At 68.9% G+C, this 18376-nt stretch carries 9 protein-coding genes and 1 riboswitch; of the genes, 3 read left to right on the forward strand and 6 right to left on the reverse strand.

Annotated features, from left to right (window positions below):
* The first annotated feature begins 347 nt into the window (after positions 1-347).
* A riboswitch (ZMP/ZTP riboswitch) is annotated at positions 348-428 on the forward strand.
* 26 nt (positions 429-454) lie between these two features.
* Positions 455-2044, forward strand: a complete 1590-nt coding sequence (gene purH / locus AC07R7_RS20910; RefSeq protein WP_494636457.1) for a bifunctional phosphoribosylaminoimidazolecarboxamide formyltransferase/IMP cyclohydrolase — start codon at positions 455-457, stop codon at positions 2042-2044.
* 148 nt (positions 2045-2192) lie between these two features.
* Positions 2193-2945, forward strand: coding sequence for a dienelactone hydrolase family protein (locus AC07R7_RS20915; RefSeq protein ID WP_494636458.1), 753 nt, complete (start codon positions 2193-2195; stop codon positions 2943-2945).
* Here the strand turns inward: AC07R7_RS20915 and AC07R7_RS20920 are convergent.
* From AC07R7_RS20920 to AC07R7_RS20935, 4 genes are all read right to left on the reverse strand, one after another.
* The gene (locus tag AC07R7_RS20920; protein WP_494636459.1) at positions 2912-4126 is read right to left on the reverse strand and encodes a DUF418 domain-containing protein; all 1215 of its coding nucleotides are present in this window, start codon (positions 4124-4126) and stop codon (positions 2912-2914) included. The genes AC07R7_RS20915 and AC07R7_RS20920 overlap by 34 nt on opposite strands.
* Before the next feature lie 37 nt (positions 4127-4163).
* The gene (locus AC07R7_RS20925) at positions 4164-5483 is read right to left on the reverse strand and encodes an MFS transporter (RefSeq protein WP_494636460.1); all 1320 of its coding nucleotides are present in this window, start codon (positions 5481-5483) and stop codon (positions 4164-4166) included.
* A gap of 57 nt (positions 5484-5540) precedes the next feature.
* Positions 5541-10367 (reverse strand): NAD-glutamate dehydrogenase, encoded by a 4827-nt coding sequence (locus AC07R7_RS20930; RefSeq protein ID WP_494636461.1) that lies wholly within the window; start codon positions 10365-10367, stop codon positions 5541-5543.
* 289 nt (positions 10368-10656) lie between these two features.
* On the reverse strand, positions 10657-11808 hold the full coding sequence (locus AC07R7_RS20935; RefSeq protein WP_494636462.1) for an AI-2E family transporter: 1152 nt from the start codon (positions 11806-11808) through the stop codon (positions 10657-10659).
* 97 nt (positions 11809-11905) lie between these two features.
* On the opposite strand from AC07R7_RS20935, the gene AC07R7_RS20940 reads away from it, so the two are divergent.
* Complete coding sequence (locus tag AC07R7_RS20940; protein WP_494636463.1) at positions 11906-13453, forward strand: helicase HerA-like C-terminal domain-containing protein; 1548 nt, start codon at positions 11906-11908, stop codon at positions 13451-13453.
* On the opposite strand, the gene AC07R7_RS20945 is transcribed toward AC07R7_RS20940, so the two are convergent.
* The gene (locus AC07R7_RS20945; protein ID WP_494636464.1) at positions 13450-15798 is read right to left on the reverse strand and encodes an ATP-binding protein; all 2349 of its coding nucleotides are present in this window, start codon (positions 15796-15798) and stop codon (positions 13450-13452) included. The genes AC07R7_RS20940 and AC07R7_RS20945 overlap by 4 nt on opposite strands.
* 109 nt (positions 15799-15907) lie before the next feature.
* Positions 15908-18361 (reverse strand): bifunctional diguanylate cyclase/phosphodiesterase, encoded by a 2454-nt coding sequence (locus AC07R7_RS20950; RefSeq protein WP_494636465.1) that lies wholly within the window; start codon positions 18359-18361, stop codon positions 15908-15910.
* Between the last annotated feature and the right edge of the window lie 15 nt (positions 18362-18376).

Genomic DNA, 18376 nt, shown 5'->3' on the forward strand with positions numbered 1-18376 from the left:
GAGCTGAAAGACGCTCACGCCCCCCATCCTCACGGGCAAGAACAGCCTGGCGGAGCGGTCAAGCGAGCCGAAACACAAACAAACCTCACGGTCTCCGGGTTCGCCCGGCCGCTCCGTCGCCTCCCCACACGCCTTCAGCGGCCACGCCGCGTGAAGCCGCCAAGCCGTGCCGGCTCAGCACTGGCCCCCACCTGACCTGCTCACGCAGGTCTGTCCGCCCCCAAGCGGGGCGGAGAGGGAGCCACGTCCTCTTCTCTCCTCCCCCTGTTGGGGGAGGGGGACCGGCGAAGCCGGTGGAGGGGGTCAGCGCCACGCATTGACTCCCCCGCCCGCCCCCGTATTTTCCGGCCCGTTCGCGTGACTGGCGTTGAAGGTGGGAAACCACCGGGGAGCGCGGACCTCATATGCCGCGCGCCTGGGCTCCCTTCTGACAACCACAGACCTGGAGTCCGCCGTGCCCGCAGCGCCCGATTATCCGTCCGCCCCCGATCTCGTCGCCCCCAAGCGGGCCCTGCTGTCGGTCTCCGACAAGACCGGCCTGGTCGAGGCCGCCCAGGTCCTCCACGCCGCCGGCGTCGAGCTGGTCTCGACCGGCGGCACCAAGGCCGCGATCGCCGCGGCCGGGATCCCGGTCAAGGACGTCTCGGACCTGACGGGCTTCCCCGAGATGATGGACGGCCGGGTCAAGACCCTGCACCCGGTGGTGCACGGCGGTCTGCTGGGCGTCCGCGACGCCCCCGAGCACGCCAAGGCCATGGCCGACCACGGGATCGGCGGCATCGATATCCTCTATGTGAACCTCTATCCGTTCGAGGCCACGGTCGCGAAGGGCGGCAGCTACGCCGAGTGCGTCGAGAACATCGACATCGGCGGCCCGGCCATGATCCGCTCGGCGGCCAAGAACCACGGCTATGTCGCCGTCTGCACCGACCCGGCCGACCTGGCCGACGTGCTGGAGGCCCTGAAGGCCGGCGGGACGACGCTGGAGCTGCGCCAGCAGCTGGCGGCCCGCGCCTATGCCCGCACGGCGGCCTATGACGCGGCGATCTCGGCCTGGTTCGCCGCCGCGCTGGGCCAGGACTTCCCGGCCCGCAAGGCCATCGCCGGCGAACTTCGCCAGACCATGCGCTATGGCGAGAACCCGCACCAGAAGGCGGCCTTCTACACCTTCCCGAACCCGCGTCCGGGCGTGGCCACGGCCCGCCAGCTGCAGGGCAAGGAGCTCAGCTACAACAACATCAACGACACCGACGCGGCCTTCGAGCTGATCGCCGAGTTCGACCCGGCGGCCGGTCCGGCCGTGGCGATCATCAAGCACGCCAATCCGTGCGGCGTGGCGGTGGGCGCAAGCCAGCGCGAGGCCTATGAGCGGGCCCTGGCCTGCGACCCGACCTCGGCCTTCGGCGGCATCGTGGCGGTGAACTCGCGCCTGACCCGCGAGGCGGCGGAAGCGATGGTCGAGATCTTCACCGAGGTGGTCATCGCCCCCGAGGCCGACGACGACGCCGTCGCCGTGTTCGCGGCCAAGAAGAACCTGCGCCTGCTGGTCACCGGCGGCCTGCCCGACCCGCTGTCGACCGGCGACACGTTCAAGAGCGTGGCCGGCGGCTTCCTGGTGCAGTCCCGCGACGACGCACGGATCACGGCCTCGGACCTGAAGATCGTGACGAAGCGCCAGCCGACGGAAGACGAGATCCGCGACATGCTGTTCGCCTTCACGGTGGGCAAGCACGTCAAGTCCAACGCCATCGTCTACGCCCGCGCCGGCCAGACCCTGGGCGTCGGGGCCGGCCAGATGAACCGCAAGGACTCGGCCCGGATCGCTGCTCTTCGAGCCGCTGACTTTGGCTTGGACCTCCGTGGGTGCGCCTGCGCCTCGGAGGCCTTCTTCCCGTTCGCCGACGGCCTGATCCAGGCGGCGGAAGCCGGGGCGACGGCGATCATCCAGCCGGGCGGCTCGATGCGCGATGGCGAAGTGATCGAGGCGGCCGACAAGCTTGGCCTCACTATGGCCTTCACCGGCGTGCGAGTGTTCCGGCACTGATTGAGGCACGAAACCCTCGCCCGGAGTTTATCCTCGGGCCGACCAAGGTCGGTCCCGGGGGACGGGCTCAGGGTGAGGATTTCTACTGACGCTCAGTAGCCCTCATCCTGAGCTTGTCGAAGGACGGGGGCGGACCACGAGGAGCTATATGAACAGCGCGGATTGGGGGAACAAGGTCGCCAAGCACTCGCGGGTCTTCAAGCCCGCCGGTCCGGGACCGTTTCCGGTGGCGCTGATCCTGCACGGCTGCGGCGGCAAGACGCCGTTCCTCGAGGCCTACGCCCGGGCCGCCGTGGCGGCCGGCTGGGCGGCGGTCGTGGTCGACAGCCTGAAGCCGCGCGGCATGTCCTCGCTGGACGCCAAGCTGTTCGTCTGCACCGGCGTGGCGCTGCGCGGCCTGACCCGCGCGGCCGACGTCTTCGCCATGCTGGCCTGGCTGGAGACTCAAGCCTGGGCGGATCCGGAGCACGTCTTCCTGGCCGGCTGGAGCCATGGCGGCTGGACGATCATGGACAGCTACGCGATCGGCGAGAACGCGGCCCGCGCCACGAAGCTGGCCGACGCCGATCCGGCCCGGCTGCGCCAGCGGGTGCGCGGGGCGCTGCTGGTCTATCCTTACGCCGGCTATCCCTCCCTGACCTCGCGACGGGGCTGGGGAGAGGGGGCGCCGCCGGTCTGGTCGGTGCTGGCCGGCAAGGACGCCGTGGTCGGCTGGAAGCTGCCCGGCAAGGCGCTGGACCGCCTGGCGAGCGACGGTCTGCGCGTGGATCGCGTGATGTTCGACGACGCCACCCACGCCTTCGACGACGACAAGGCCAACGATCCCCGGGCCCGCTATCGGCCCGACCTCTTTCAGGAGATGCAGACCTATTTCGCCAGGGCGCTGACGGCCTGCGGCTGAGCCCGGCGCAGGCGGGTCGGACCGCGATAGAGACGGCGCCAGACCCACTCCAGCGGCCCCATCTCGAACCGGTCCATCCACCAGCGCGACCACAGGATCTGGACGGTCCAGGTCGCCACGGTCAGGGCCGCCAGCACCGGCCGGTCGACCTTGCCGTGCAAAGCCAGGCCCCGGCCGCCATAGAAGATGGAGGTCATGATCAGCGACTGGGTCAGATAGTTGGTGAACGCCATCTGCCCGACCGGCGCCAGGGCCTTGGGGATCGCGCTCCACGAGCCCTTCGACCGGGCGGCGAACACCATCAGGCCGACATAGGCCAGGGTCGTCAGGGGCGCGGTCATCCACTGCACGGCCTGGAAGATCATCGACAGCGGCCGCGGCAGGCCCAGAACGATCTGGGCGACCACCAGGCCGCCGACCGCCGCCGAGGCGGTCAGGCCGACGGCGACCAGGGTGACATAGGTCCGCCTGCTCGCCTCGCCGGTCAGCACCCCCAGCTTGAAGCAGCCCAGGCCGATCATCATCAGGGCCGAAGTCATGACGAAGATGAACGGCTCGCCCTGCAGGTAGCCCAGCCGATCCTTGGCGTTCTGGATCATCGACTGCAGGAACGTCCCGCCGTACTGGAGTTCGGCGGCCCTGGACTTGGCGACGGCCTTGGCGGTCTCCAGCGTGGCCTGGGCCGCATCGTGCTGCATGACAGCGGCGGCGGTCATGCCGGCCGTCATCAGCAGCGAGAACACGACCCAGATGGTGACCCCGGTGCGGATCAGCCTCCGGGGCGCCCAGGACCGGGCCAGCATCACCGCGAAGCCGGCCAGGGCGTAGCTCAGCAGCACGTCGCCGAACCAGATGGCGAAGCCGTGCAGCAGGCCGAAAACGACCATCCAGGCCAGACGCTTGCGCAGGATTGCGCCGCGCTCCTGGTCCGATCGCTCGCCGCCGACCAGGAAGATCGAGACGCCGAACAGCATGGCGAACAGGGTGACGAACTTGCGCTGGAACAGCCATTGGGTGACGGCCCAGACCCCCAGGGTCGCCGGGCCGGTCCCGTGCGGCCAGTTGGCCACCGACTCCGACAGCGGCGGGGCCACCGAGAAGTCCGGCATGTTGCACAGCAGGATGCCCAGCACGCCGAGACCTCTCAGCGAGTCGAGCAGAACGATGCGATCCTTGGTCATGAGCTCCCCCTCGGACGGGAGCCTGACGTGTTCCGCGTCAGCCGACAACCGGGGCGCGTCTGGGGGCGCTGGCCAGAACGAGGGCGCCCAGCGCCATGAACCCCGCCGAGACCACGACGGCGATCCGCTGGTCGCCGGCCAGGCGGGTGCCGACGGCGATGACCAGCGGGGCCAGGAACGCCGTGGCCTTGCCCGACAGCGCATAGAGCCCGAACCACCGCCCGGTCTCGCCGGCCGGGGCCAGCTCGGCCATCCAGGCGCGGAGGCTGGATTGCGCCGGCCCGAAGGTCAGGCCGACGAACAGGCTGAAGACCAGGAACATCCGCTCTGGCGTACTGGAGAACAAAGCCTCATCGGCCTGAGCCGGCGTGACCGGAACGAGGAAGAAGACCGTATCCCGGCCGACCATCCCCACGCCCGTGGCGCCGAACAGGATCACGCCCGTGGCGATCAGCACGGTGGCCTTGGAACCGATCTTCTGGTCGACCCGCCCGCCGATGAACGTCCCGATGCCGGCCGCGACCGACAGCATGATCGCGTAGAGCCCCAGCTGCGTCGTCGTCCAGCCGAACAGGCCCGCCGCCAGCACCCCGCCGAAGGCGATGAAGCTGGAGATGCCGTCGCCCAGCAGCATACGGCCGATCAGGAACTTCAGCATGTGCGGCTGGCGGGGCAGGCCGCGGATCGTCGCCCACAGCTCGGCCAGAGGCTTGTCGCCCGCACCTTCCGATGGCTTGGGGGCGATCAGCATCAGCGGCCAGGCGAAAGCCAGGAACCACACGGCCACCAGCGGTCCGACGATCCGGTCCGGCTCGTGCAGCGCCTTTGACAGGCCCAGCAGCGGAACCTTGGGCAGGGAGAAGCAGAAGAGGACGATGAACAGGGTGATCAGCGCCCCGACATAGGCCAGGGCCCAGGCGGTGCCGGACAGCCGCCCGATCTGGCCCGGCTTGGCAACCACCGGCAGCAGGGCGTTCATCACCGTCACGCCCAGTTCGGCCACGACACTGGCGATGACCAGGCAGGCCAGGATCAGCGGGATGCGGGCCGTCTCGCTGGGCGCGGCCCACCACAGCCCGGCGCTGGCGATGACGAACGGAAAGGCCAGGCCGACCAGCCAGGCGCGCGGATTGCGCCGGGCGTCCAGCGTCGCCCCGAGCAGGGGACTCAGAATGGCGATGGCCAAGCCCGACACCACCCCGGCATAGCCCAGGAGGCTCTGCCCCCGGACGGCGTCGCCAACGAAGCCGGACGCGAAATAGGGCGTGAAGATGAAGGTCGCGATCAGCGCCCAATAGGGTTGCTGGGCCCACTCATAGAGGGTCCAGGCCAAACGCCGACGATCGCCCTGATCCATTCGGAGTCCCTTCTCCACCCCTCCCTCGTAAGGGAGAGGTGGAGGATGAGCCAGCGCTTAAGCGGCGGTCGAGAGTTCGCGCAGGGCGGCGTTGGCGATGGTCAGCTTGGCGAAGGTCCAGCCGCCGCCGGCCTGTTCGATGTCTTCGATCGTCCGCTTGACCGCGCGGGGACGATCGCCGCGCAGGGCGGCCCAGGACGCGATGGCGGACTTGGCCGCGCTCTCGTCCTCGCCGGCCTGAGCGTTGGCGGCGAACTTCAGCACCGATTGGGTGATCGAGGTCTGCTCGGTCAGCATGTCCTCGATCAGGCGACGGACCGCCAGACGCTCGAAGGCGTCCCCGCCCACGAAGGCGCCGGCCGCGCCGCGCAGGCGGTCGAAACCGAAGGCCGCGCCGACCTGATGGTACAGACGGGCGACGTTCTCGACGCTCCAGCTGGAGGCGTTGGCCAGGTCGACGAGATCGGCGGCCGTGGTCAAGGGCTGCAGAGCCGCGACGGACTGGGCCAGGGCTTCGGGCGCGCCGTCGACGATATAGGCCTTCACCCGCTTGGCGACGGTCTTCTGCTCGAACGGCGACAGGATCGCCGGCGCCATGCCGGTCAGCGTCTTCACCGCTGGGCCGTAGGCCTCGACCAGTTGCTGCACGGTCGCCTTGTCGCGGACCGCGCGGCGAGCCAGCCAGAAGCTGAGGCTTCGCAGGGCGTAGGCCAGGGCCTTGTAGAGCGCCGTCTGGCCGTTGGCCGAGGCCTTGTTGTCGAGCGCGTTGACCTGGTCCCACAGGCCGTCGATCCCGAGGATCTCGCGCGCGGCGGTGAAGCCCACGACCACCGCGCCGACATCGGCGACGGCGGCGGCCTTCAGGCGGCTGGCGAAGGTCGGGCCGCACATGTTGACCATCTGGTTGCCGACCACCGTGGCGATGATCTCGCGCTTCAGGCGGTGCTTCTGCATGGCGTCGGCGTACCGGTCCAGCGCCTTGGGGAAGTAGCTTCGCAGGGTGGCCTCGAACCACGGATCGTCCGGCGCCGGGCTGGCGACGATGTCGTCGAACAGGTCCAGCTTGCCATAGGCCAGCAGCACCGCCAGTTCCGGCCGGGTCAGGCCCTTGCCGGCGGCCTTGCGTTCCAGCAGCGCCGTATTGGTCGGCAGGCCCTCGACGCGGCGATCCAGGCGACCGCGCTGCTCGAGATCAACCATGTAGCGGATTTGGGCGTCGACCTCGCTGACGGCGTCGCTTTCCAACAGGGTCAGGGCCAGGGTCTGATCGTAGTTGTGCTCCAGCACGTGATGGCCGACATCGTCGGTCATCGAGGCCAGCAGCGTGTTGCGGCTGTCACGGGTCAGCTCACCGCCCCGCTCCAGGATCCCGGTCAGGATCTTGATGTTGACCTCGTGGTCCGAGCTGTCGACACCCGCCGAGTTGTCGATGGCGTCGGTGTTGATGTGGCCGCCGCTCTGCGCGAACTCGATCCGACCGGCCTGGGTGAGGCCGAGGTTGGCGCCCTCGCCGACCACTTTCACGCGCAGATCCGAACCGTTGATGCGGATGGCGTCGTTGGCCTTGTCGCCGGCGTCGGCGTTGCTCTCGCCCCTGGCCTTCACATAGGTGCCGATGCCGCCGAGATAGAGCAGTTCGGCCTTCGACTTCAGGATCGCGGTCATCAGCTCGGCCGGCGAGACGGCCTCGGCCTTGATCTCGAACAGCTCGCGAACTTCCTTCGACAGCGGGATGCTCTTCAGGCCGCGGGCGAAGACGCCGCCGCCGGCCGAGATCTTCGACTTGTCGTAGTCGTCCCACGACGAGCGCGGCAGCTTGAACATCCGGTCCCGCTCTTCCCACGACACGGCCGGATCCGGGTTCGGGTCGAGGAAGATGTGGCGGTGGTCGAAGGCGGCCAGCAGCTTGGTCTGCTTGGACAGCAGCATGCCGTTGCCGAACACGTCGCCCGACATGTCGCCCACGCCGACCACGGTGAAGGGCTCCGTCTGGATGTCCTTGCCCAGCTCGCGGAAGTGGCGCTTGACCGCTTCCCAGGCGCCGCGGGCGGTGATGCCCATGACCTTGTGGTCATAGCCGACCGAACCGCCGGACGCGAAGGCGTCGCCCAGCCAGAAGCCGTAGCTCTCGGCCACGCCGTTGGCGATGTCGGAGAAGGTGGCCGTGCCCTTGTCGGCGGCGACCACCAGGTAAGGGTCGTGGCCGTCATGCACGACCACCGAGGGCGGCGGCACGACCTGGTTGTCGGCGTCGATATTGTCGGTCAGGTCCAGCAAACCCGACAGGAAGGTCTTGTAGGCGCGGATCGCCTCGGCCTGGATCGCGTCGCGATCGCCGCCGCGCGGCAGGTGCTTGGGATAGAAACCGCCCTTCGAGCCGACCGGCACGATGACCGCGTTCTTGACCTGCTGGGCCTTCACCAGGCCGAGCACCTCGGTGCGGAAGTCGTCGCGGCGATCCGACCAGCGTAGCCCGCCGCGGGCGACGGGGCCAAAGCGCAGGTGCACGCCCTCGACATGCGGGGCCGAGACGTAGATCTCGCGATAGGGCTTGGGGGCTGGCAGGTCTTCCAGCTCGCGCGAGGCGATCTTGAAGCTGATGTAGGGCTTTGGACCCCCGTCGGCCGCCGGCTGATAGAAGTTGGTGCGCTGGATCGCGCCGACCAGGGCGGCCAGACGGCGCAGCACGCGGTCGGCGTCGAGGCTTTCGACGGCCTGCAGGGCCTCGGTGATCTTGCCCTCGACCGCCCTGGCCTGCTCTTCGCGGGTTTTGAGATCGGCGCGAACCGCCGGATCGAACTTGGTCTGGAAGAGATCCAGGATCAGGCGCGCGACGCCCGGGTGATCCGCCAGGGCCCGCTCCTGCACGCCCTGGCTGGGATCCAGGCCCGACTGCTGGCGATAGCGGGCGAGCGCGCGGATCAGGGCCGCCTCGCGCCAGCCGATGCCGAGTTCCAGCACCAGGCGGTTGAAGCCGTCGCTCTCGGCGCGCCCCGTCCAGATGGCGACGAAGGCGGCCTCGAAGGCCTGCTTGATATCGCCGAAGACCAGATGCTCGCCGGCCTCGTCCCGCAGGACGAATTCATGAACCCAGACCGGCTTGCCGTCTGGGGAGACCTTGAAGCCGTCCTCGATCAAGGCCTTGAGGCCCATGTGCTCCAGGATCGGCAGCACGTCGGCCAGCGGCGCGGCGGCGCCCGGGCGATAGAGCTTGAAGCGGAAGGTCACCGCGCTGTCGCCAGCGCGGCGGAAGGCGCGGACCCGGACTGCCTCGTCCTCGGCCAGATCGTCGATGACCTTGATGTCGGCCAGGGCTTCGCCCGCGTCGTACTGGTCGCGATAGCCGGGCGGGAAGGCGCCGGCATAGCGGGCCAGCAGGTGGGCGACGCGTCCCGTGGAGCCCTCGCGAACGGCGGCCTCGAAGCGGTCGTCCCAGGTGCGGGCGGTCTCGGCGATGGCGGCCTCCACGGCGGCCATGTCCGGCTCGGCGTGATCGCCTGGCGTCACGCCCAGAATGTAGTGAACACGGGCCAGCGGGGCGTCGGAGAAGCTCGGATAATAGGCCGACACCCGGCCCCGGAACGCCTCGGCCAGGATGTGGCCGGCCCGGGTGCGGACGCCGGAGTCGTAGCGATCGCGCGGCACGAACATCAGGACCGAGATGAAACGGTCGAAGGGATCGCGGCGGGCGAACAGCTTGACGCGGGGGCGGTCATAAAGGTGCAGCACGCCCATGGCCGTGGCCAGCAACTGGGCCTCGTCGGTCTGGAACAGCTCGTCGCGCGGCCAGGTCTCGAGGATGTTGCGCAGGCGCTTGCCGTTGTGGCTCTCGGGATCCTTTCCGGCGCGCTCCAGGATGTGGCCGACCTTGCGACGGATCAGCGGCACCTCGTGGGCGGGCGTCTCATAGGCCTCGGCGGTGAACAGGCCCACGAAGCGGACCTCGCCCGAGGCCTTGCCGTCGGCGCCGTAGCGGCGGACGCCGACATAGTCGGTGTAGCCGCGGCGGTGGACGCGCGAACGCAGGTTCGACTTGGCCACCACGATCGGGTCGCCGATGTCGATATGGCTGCGGATCTGGGCCGATAGAATGGCCGGCTCGCTGCTCCGGCGCAGGACCGTGCGAGCCTGGTCGCGCAGGACGCCCAGGCTGCCTTCCGGCTGATAGAGGGGCTCCTCGGCCGCATAGCCGCCATCGGCGGTGCGGGGATATTCGTAGAGGCGCGCGCCCAGGAACACGAAGTGGTCACGCTCCAGCCAGTCGAGGAAGGCCAGGTCCTCGGCCTTCTCGTCCGCGGAGACCGGCGCCTTGGCGGCCTTCAGCTCGTCGATCGTGCGGCGCATCAGCCCGCGCATGGCTTCGAAATCCTGCACGGCCAGCTGGACGTCGGCGAGCGCTTCGCGAACGCTTAGCAGCAGGGCCGCCTCGCGGTCCTCGCCGACCGGGGCTAGCCAGATCTGGATCATCGAGCGGCGGACGCCGCCGCAGTCGGCGACGGGGTGGAACAGGGCGCGGACCGAGAAGCCGGCCTCGGTCACCTCGCCCATGATGCTGTCGACCAGGAACGGTCGGTCGGGCTGCACGATCTCGAGCAGATCGGACGGGGGCTCTCCACCCTCGGTGCGGCGCAGGCGGATGACAGGTTCGGAGACGTCCTTGGCGCTTTCGCCGAAACGCCAGAAATCGGCCAGGGCGCGCGCCACATCGGCGACGTCCAGACCGGGCAGTTCTTCAGCCGACCAGTCGTCCTGGGCCTGGGTGGCGAAGCCGCGCGCGGCGGGTGACAGGGACTCGGCCGACACCCCCAGAGCCTGGGCGAAAGCGCTTACTAGCGGACCGATCGGAGCCTCAGCGGAAATGAGGTCTTTTTTTTCACCGATCATTCAATTTCCTCGCGAATTTTTGGCCGGAACCTAGCCCTTTCGGGCGTCACTTCAACCGTTACGTCTGGAAGTGGAAAGAATTCCTGCTGTTTTCGGCCAAATTCGGCTTGAAACGGAAGCGCCGCCGGCGGGGGGGAAGCCGGCGGCGCGGGCCCGCTCCGGGGGGAGAGGCGGGCGTTTTCCGCTTCGATCGCGGCGGCCTTGCCAGCCGGGACCTGCGGGGTGTCCGGGTGGGGGGAGCCGGACAAGGCATAGATAGGAGCCAGCCAGTTTATTTTAAGGGGCGTGTTCATTTCTTTCGCGTCCGCCGCGGCGGAGCGTCGGGCGCCGGCCCGTGACCCCGCCCCGACAGCATTTGCCCGCCCTGCGGGTCGCCGTCCTCGGACAGCAGGATGGCGATCCAGCGCGAGCCCTCGAACTGCGCCAGAATCACCATGGCCGCCACGGTCAATGGCGTGGAGAGGAACATACCCGGCACGCCCCACAGCGCGCCCCAGACCGCCAGCGAGAGCAGGATCACCGTCGGATCCATGTTCAGGCTGTCGCCCTGCATGCGCGGATAGATGACGTTGCCGACCACGAAGAAGATTCCCTGCAGAGCCGCGAATAGGATGATCGCCGGCCACAGGGTGTCGGGGAACTGGACCAGCGCGAACAAGGGGGGCAAGAAGCAGCCGATCGCCCCGCCCAGGATCGGGATGTAGGCGGCCAGGAAGATCAGGAACGCCCAGAAGAAGGCGTTGTCCAAGCGGACCAGCATCATCACTACCCAGGCGGCGGCGGCGATCATCAGGCCGGTGACCGTCTGAATCCAAAGATACTGCTCCACCCCGTCGCGAATGCGCTGGAACATGGTCATGTTCGACTCGCGCTCGGCATGGTGCGGGAACAGGGCGACGATCTTTCGGCTGAAGCCCCGGCGCGAGGCGAGGATGAAGCCGAGATAGATCAGCACCAGCACAGCGCTGGTGCCGAAATTCTTGAACGACTGGGCCACATCGCCGATGTAGCTCTGCAGGTTCAAAAGCTTGGCCAGGTCGGTGATGGTGGGAACGCCATGCAGTTGCAGGCCGGGAAACAGCCTGCCGGCCAGCGGCGTGAACTTGGCGATGATCGCGTTCAGGCTGGCGACATACTCCGAGGAATGGTCGAAGAACGTCTTGCTGTTCACCACGACGATCCAGATCGAGACGCCGAACAACGCCAGGGACAGCACCACCGCGGTCGGCAGAGCCAGCTTGCGCGGGAAGCCCGGCGTGCGCAGGGTCAGCACGCGAGCGAAGCTGTCGATCATCACCGCCAGGAACACGGCCAGGGCCAGGGGGGTCAGGATGTCCTGCATCCACTTCAGCGTCGCGCCGCCGGCGATGACGGCCAGGAAGACCACCGCATTGCGCGTCGTGACCGGCGGCGGAGCGCGGGGCGGGTCAGTGGCCGTCATTTGTAAAATATCTCCAGAGGCGAGCCCGACATTGACCGCGCAGATTGGCGCGGCGCAAGGCCCCGGTTAGGGTCAACGCGTTCGAAGGAGTTTGGTCATGCCGCTGTCGATTGGCGAAAACGAGATCCTAGTCGGTTTGGGCGAAGGCCCGGTGACACAGCGGCTCGATCGCTCCAACCGCCACGGCGTGGTGGCCGGGGCGACCGGCACCGGCAAGACCGTCACCCTGCAGGTTCTGGCGCAGGCCTTCTCCGACGCCGGCGTGCCCGTCTTCGCCGCCGACGTGAAGGGTGACCTCTCCGGCGTGGCCATGCCCGGAACGCCGAACGAGAAGATGCAGGCCCGCGCCGATCAGATGGGCCTCGTGCTCTCGCCGGCCGCGCCGCCGGTGATGTTCTGGGACCTGTTCGGCCAGAAGGGCCACCCGATTCGCACGACCATCTCGGAGATGGGGCCGCTGTTGCTTTCGCGTCTCCTGGAACTGAACGACGTGCAGGAGGGCGTGCTGACCATCGTCTTCCACGTCGCCGACCAGGACGGCCTGCTGCTGCTGGACCTGAAGGACCTTCAGGCGGCGCTGAAATATGTCGCCGACCATGCCGACGAGATCGGCACGCAGTACGGCAATGTCTCGGCCGCCACGGTGGGCGCGATCCAGCGCAAGCTGCTGACCTTGCAGACGCAAGGCGCCGAGCATTTCTTCGGCGAGCCGGCTCTCGATCTCTCCGACATCATGCGCACCGACGCGGCCGGCCGCGGCTACGTCAACCTGCTGGCCGCCGACCGCCTGATCCAGTCGCCCAAGCTCTATTCGACCTTCCTGCTGTGGCTGCTGTCTGAGCTGTTCGAGGTGCTGCCCGAGGTCGGCGATCCGGAAAAGCCCAAGCTGGTGTTCTTCTTCGACGAAGCTCACCTCCTCTTCAACGACGCGCCCAAGCCGCTGCTGGAAAAGATCGAGCAGGTCGTGCGCCTCATTCGTTCCAAGGGCGTCGGGATCTACTTCGTCACCCAGAATCCGGCCGACATTCCCGACGCGGTGCTGGGCCAGTTGGGCGCTCGCGTGCAGCACGCCCTGCGCGCCTATACCCCCGCCGATCAGAAGGGCCTGAGGGCGGCCGCCCAGTCGTTCCGGGTCAATCCCAACTTCGACACCGCCGAGACCATCCAGGCCTTGGGCGTCGGCGAGGCCCTGGTCTCGACCCTCGACGAGAAGGGGGCGCCAAACGTCGTGCAGAAGACCCTGATCCGGCCGCCGGCCTCGCGCCTGGGACCGCTGACGCCGCCGGAGCGCGCGGCCCTCCAGGCCCAAAGCCCCGTGGCCGGAGTCTACGACACCGCCGAGGATCGCGATTCCGCCTACGAGATCCTGCAGGGCCGCGCCAAGAAGGCCCAGCAGGACGCCGACAACGCGCGCGAACAGGCCGAGGAGAACAAGCGCGAGGCCGTCGAGGCCAAGGTCCGCGAGCGCGAGGAAGCCCAGCGGGAGCGCGAGAGCCGACCCCGGACGTCGGGCCGCCAGACCATGACCGAGGCCTTCGCCGTAACCCTGGTCCGCACCGTGGCGTCCACCGCCGGACGTGAGCTGATCCGAGGCCTGCTGGGCGGTCTGGTCGGGGGAACGACTACCCGGCGCCGGCGGCGCTAGAGCTTCGTCGCGGGCGGGGCGCGGTCGCCCAACAGCGCCGCGGCGATCTCGGCCAGTTGGTCGATCTGGAACGGCTTGCGCAGCACCGGCCACGGCAGCTCGGCCGGAGCCGTGTCCATGCGGTCGCCGGCATAGCCGGTGGTGAGCAGCACGGCCATGTCCGGCCGATGGACCGAGACCGATCGCGCCAGGTCCACGCCGCTGACGCCGCCGGGCATGATCACGTCGGACATCAGAAGATCGAACGCCACGCCCTCCGCCAGCGCCTCCAGCGCGGAGTTCCCGTTCTCGGCGGTGGCGACCTCACAACCCAGATCGCGCAGCAGGCCGCCAGCGATCTCGCGCACGGCCGCGTCATCCTCGACCAGCAGCACCCGCACGCCCTTCAGCCGGTCGCGCGCCGGCGGCTGTACCGGGATCCCGGCCGGCGTCGCGGCGTCGTCCGTGGCCGGCAGGTAGAGCGTGACGGTCGTGCCGTGGCCTTCGACGCTGTCGATGGCCACCCCGCCGCCACACTGCCGCAGGAAGCCGTAGACCTGGGCCAGGCCCAGACCCGTACCCTTGCCGACCTCCTTCGTGGTGAAGAACGGCTCGAACACCCGGGCCAGAACCTCGGGCGGCATACCCGCGCCGGTATCGCTGACCGCCACCTGGACATAGTCGCCGGGCGCGGTGTCGGCGACCTCGTCCACGGCCAGAGTCACGGGCGCGACGGCGATGCTGATCTCGCCGCCGAACGCCGTGGCGTCGGCGGCGTTGACCACCAGGTTCAGCAGAGCCGCCTCGAACTGGGCCGCGTCGACCCGCGCGCAGCAGGCGGCCGGGTCACGGCGCAGCGTCAGGGTCACGCCTTCGCCCACCGCCCGGCGCAGCAGCGGCTCGGCCTGGTCGAGCAGCGCCCCGATCTCGACCACCTCCAGCTTCAACTCCTGATTCCGCGAGAAGGCCAGCAACTGGCGGGTCAGGCGTTCGCCGCGCTGACCGGCCGCCAGGGCCGCCTCGGCCAGGCGGGTGACGCGCGGCGTGTCGTCGGGCCTGCGCAGGATCATGTCCAGGCCGCCGACGATCACAGTCAGCAGGTTGTTGAAGTCGTGCGCCACCCCACCGGTCAGCCGGCCGACGGTCTCCAGCCGCTGAGCCTGGGCCAGCGCCGCCTGGGCGCGAGCGGTCTCGGCCATGCTGGCCTGCAGCGCCGCCGTGCGCTCGGCGACCCGATCCTCCAGGTCCTTGCGCGCCTCGACCGTCTCGGTGAAGTCGAAGCAGCTACCGATATAGCCACGATAGACCCCGGCCTCATCGAAGCGCGGCGCGCCGACGCTGTTGATCCAGCGCCAGGCGCCGTCGGCGCGGCGCAGGCGGAAGACGACATTGAAAGGTTCGCGTCGGCTGGCCGCGGCGTTGGCGATCTCGAACCCGGCTTGGCGATCTTCGGGATGCAGGCCCTCCAGCCAGCCGGCGCCCAGTTCGGCCTCAAGGGAGCGTCCGCGAAAGTCGAGCCAGGCCTGGTTGAACCAGTCGGCCCGGCCGTTCTCCGCTGTCGCCCAGATCAGCACCGGCGCCGTATTGGCGACGCCTCGGAACAGCTCCTCGCTGCCGCGCAGCGCCGCCGCCGCGCGGCGCTCCTGGGTCACGTCGCGAAAGGTCACGGCCAGATCCTCGCCCAGCCGCACGCCGCTGGAGCGGATCCAGCGCTCCTCGCCGTCGATGACCCGCCGCACGTCGATGTCGTCGGGGCCGCCGCTCTCCAGCAGGCGCGCCAGGCGATCGACCATGTCGCGGCCAGTCTCGTCGGAAAAGACATCCAAAGCCCGCCTGCCCAGCAGGGTCGAAGTCCCCTTCGGCCTCATGGTCTCGGCCATCGGATTGGCGTAGGTCCAGCGGAAGTCGATCACCCGTCCGGCCTCGCGAACCGGCTCCAGGATCACGAAGGCGTCCAGCGACACCTCCTGCGCCGAACGGAAGCGCGCCTCGGCCGCCAGGCCCGACCGCACGGCCAGACGCAGAGCCTCGACGAGCATCACGATCAGCCCGCCGCACAGCAGAAACATGATCAGCTGGGCCGCTTCGCGGGATTGCGGGGCCCACGCGCCGTCGGGGGTCATCCAGAACCGAAAGGCCGTCAGGGCGCAGACGATAAGGGCCAGAAATCCCGGCCCCAGCCCGCCGACCATCGCCGCGACCATGACCGCGACGAAGAAAGTCGGGAAATAGATCGGAACGCCGAACACGGAGACGGCGGCGAAGCGGGCGACGACGGCCACGCCTACAGCTAGCAGCGCGAAGCCATAGCGCAGTTCGCGCCGATCGGCCGCGGTTACGAACTTGATGGCGGTCCGTCCCAGCACGCGCTCGCCCCGATGTCGGCTCTACGGCCCCGCTTGGGACCGTCTAACGGCTCAGGGCCTAGGAGGGTTCCGGGCGCCGTGCAAAGCGTTCGATGTCCGGCTGATCGGCTCAGGCCGAGCGCTTGGCCTCTCCCGGCGCCTGACCCAGGTCGACGGGACCTTCAAGACGGGCTGGCGCGGCGCCGACCAGGGTCCAGGCCGACAGGGTGTCGATCGGGGCCGGGCGACCGATGGCGTAGCCCTGCAGCTCCGTGCAGTTCTCGCCGCGCAGGAAGATGATCTGCTCTTCGGTCTCGACGCCCTCGGCGACGACCGGGATCTCCAGGCTGCGGCCCAGGCCCAGCACGGCCCGCACGATGACCGTAGCGCGGTCGTGACGGTGGATATTCTCGACGAAGCTCTTGTCGATCTTGATCTTGTCGAACGGGAACGACTGCAGAGTCGACAGCGACGAGAAGCCGGTGCCGAAGTCGTCCATGGCGATCCGCACGCCCAGGGCCTTCAGGCGGCGCAGATTGTCCAGCGCGCGCTGATAGTCCTTGAAGAGCGCGCTCTCGGTGATCTCCAGTTCCAGGCGCGAAGGCGACAGGCCGGTGGCGATCAGCACTTCGTGCACCAGGCTGGGCAGGGCCGGATTGTGCAGCTGGATCGGCGAGAGGTTGACCGCGATGCGCAGCGGCTTCTCCCATGAGGCGGCGTCGGCGCAGGCGCGGCGCAGGACCCAGTCGCCCAGCGCGCCGATCAGACCGTTCTCCTCGGCGACCGGAATGAAATCCAACGGCGGGATCATGCCGCGCGTCGGGTGCTGCCAACGGACCAGGGCCTCGAAGCCGCAGACCTCGCCGTCGGTGGCGCGGGCCAGGGGTTGGTAGTGGACCACCAGTTCATCTTCGGCGATGCCCTGGCGCAGGTCGCGGGCCAGATTGCGGCGCTCGCGGATGGTGTCGTCCATCTCGCGCTTGAAGAAGCGGTAGACGCCTCGGCCGCTTTCCTTGGCGCGGTACAGGGCCATGTCGGCATTGGCCATCAGAGCCTCGGTCGTGCGGCCGTCGTCGGGATAGAGGCTGACGCCCAGGCTGGCGCCGAGCGCCAGCTCCTGGCCGTCATAGACCACAGGGGCCGACAGGAGTTCGAGCAGGCCGCCCGAAAGTTCGGCGGCCGCGGTCGGCTGATCGCCGCCGGCCACCTGGACGATGATGAACTCGTCGCCGCCCAGACGCGCGGCGAACGAAGGGGCCTGGACCGCCGACTGCAGGCGGCGGGCGGTCTCCACCAGGATGGCGTCGCCGGCCAGGTGGCCGTGCTGGTCGTTGGCTTCCTTGAAGTGGTCCAGGTCGATACAGATCACCGACAGGGTCTCGCCGGAAGCCTCGACGCGATCGAGGGCCGCGCCCAGGCGGGCTTGCAGCGAATTGCGGTTTGGCAAACCGGTCAGACCGTCGTGCTCGGCGAGATAGCGGATCTTCTCCTCGGCGGCGCGGCGCTCGCGCAAATCGCGGACGGCCAGGACGGTCAGACCCGAGGTCTCCACGCGGGCGCCATCGTCCATCAGGCGCGAAAAGACCTCGACCGGGATCTCGCGACCGCCGGTGATCGGCTGGATCTTGCCTTCGCGGCGCACGCCCTCGCGGGTCGGACCGGCTTCGTCGAAAGTCAGGATCGAACCGACCAGCGGGCGGCCGACCAGTTCGGGGAGTTCGGCGCCGACCAGCTCGCAGAAGGCGGCGTTGGCGTCGTTGATCTTGCCCGCCTGAACCACGACCAGACCTTCATAAGCGGCGTTGGCCAGGCGGCGAATGCGCTCGAGGGCCGAGCGCGAGGTCTGGGATTCAATGGCGACGGCGCCGAGGCCGCCCAGGATGATCATGGCCGTGATCGACCCGACGGCCAGGGTCAGGAAGCCGCCCGACAGCAGTTGGTCGGGCACCTGGACCCCGGCGTCGGGAATGATGGTGATCGCGGACATGCCGGTGAAGTGCAGAGCGACGATGCCCAGGCACAGCAGGCCGCCGCCGATGGCTTGCTTCTTGACGGTCCGGGCCTGGCCGGCCAGCACCAAGGCGGTCGTCGCGCCGCAGACCCCAAGAATCGCCGAGAGCCCGACGGTGGCGTGTTCCCAGACCAGGTGGCCCTGGGTCACGAAGGCCGACATGCCGGTATAGTGCATGGCCGCGACACCCAGGCCGATCAGGACTCCGCCGGCGAAGTCGTTGGTGGTTGAGCGCTGGGCGGAGGCCACGGCGAAGCCGCTGGCCATGAACACGGCCGCGATCATCAGCGACAGCAAGGTGCCCGTCGGGCTGTAGCCGGTCTTCAGGCCCGGCGTGAAGGCGACCATGGCGATGAAGTGAGTGGCCCAGACACTGGAGCCGGCGACCAGACCGGTCAGCAGCAACCACGCTGCGCGCACGACACCCCGGGCGCCGCGCATCCGCGAATAGAGGCGGAACGTGGTGAAGCAGCCGGCGATGCAGACGAGGCCGGCGACGAGCACCAGGCGCAGGTCGTGTTGCGTCGTCAGACAGGTCAGGAACTTGAGCACGCACGCCCCCCCGAGGGTCACATCCCTCTAGAGCTA

Source organism: Caulobacter sp. GW821-FHT05F04 (assembly GCF_059419665.1).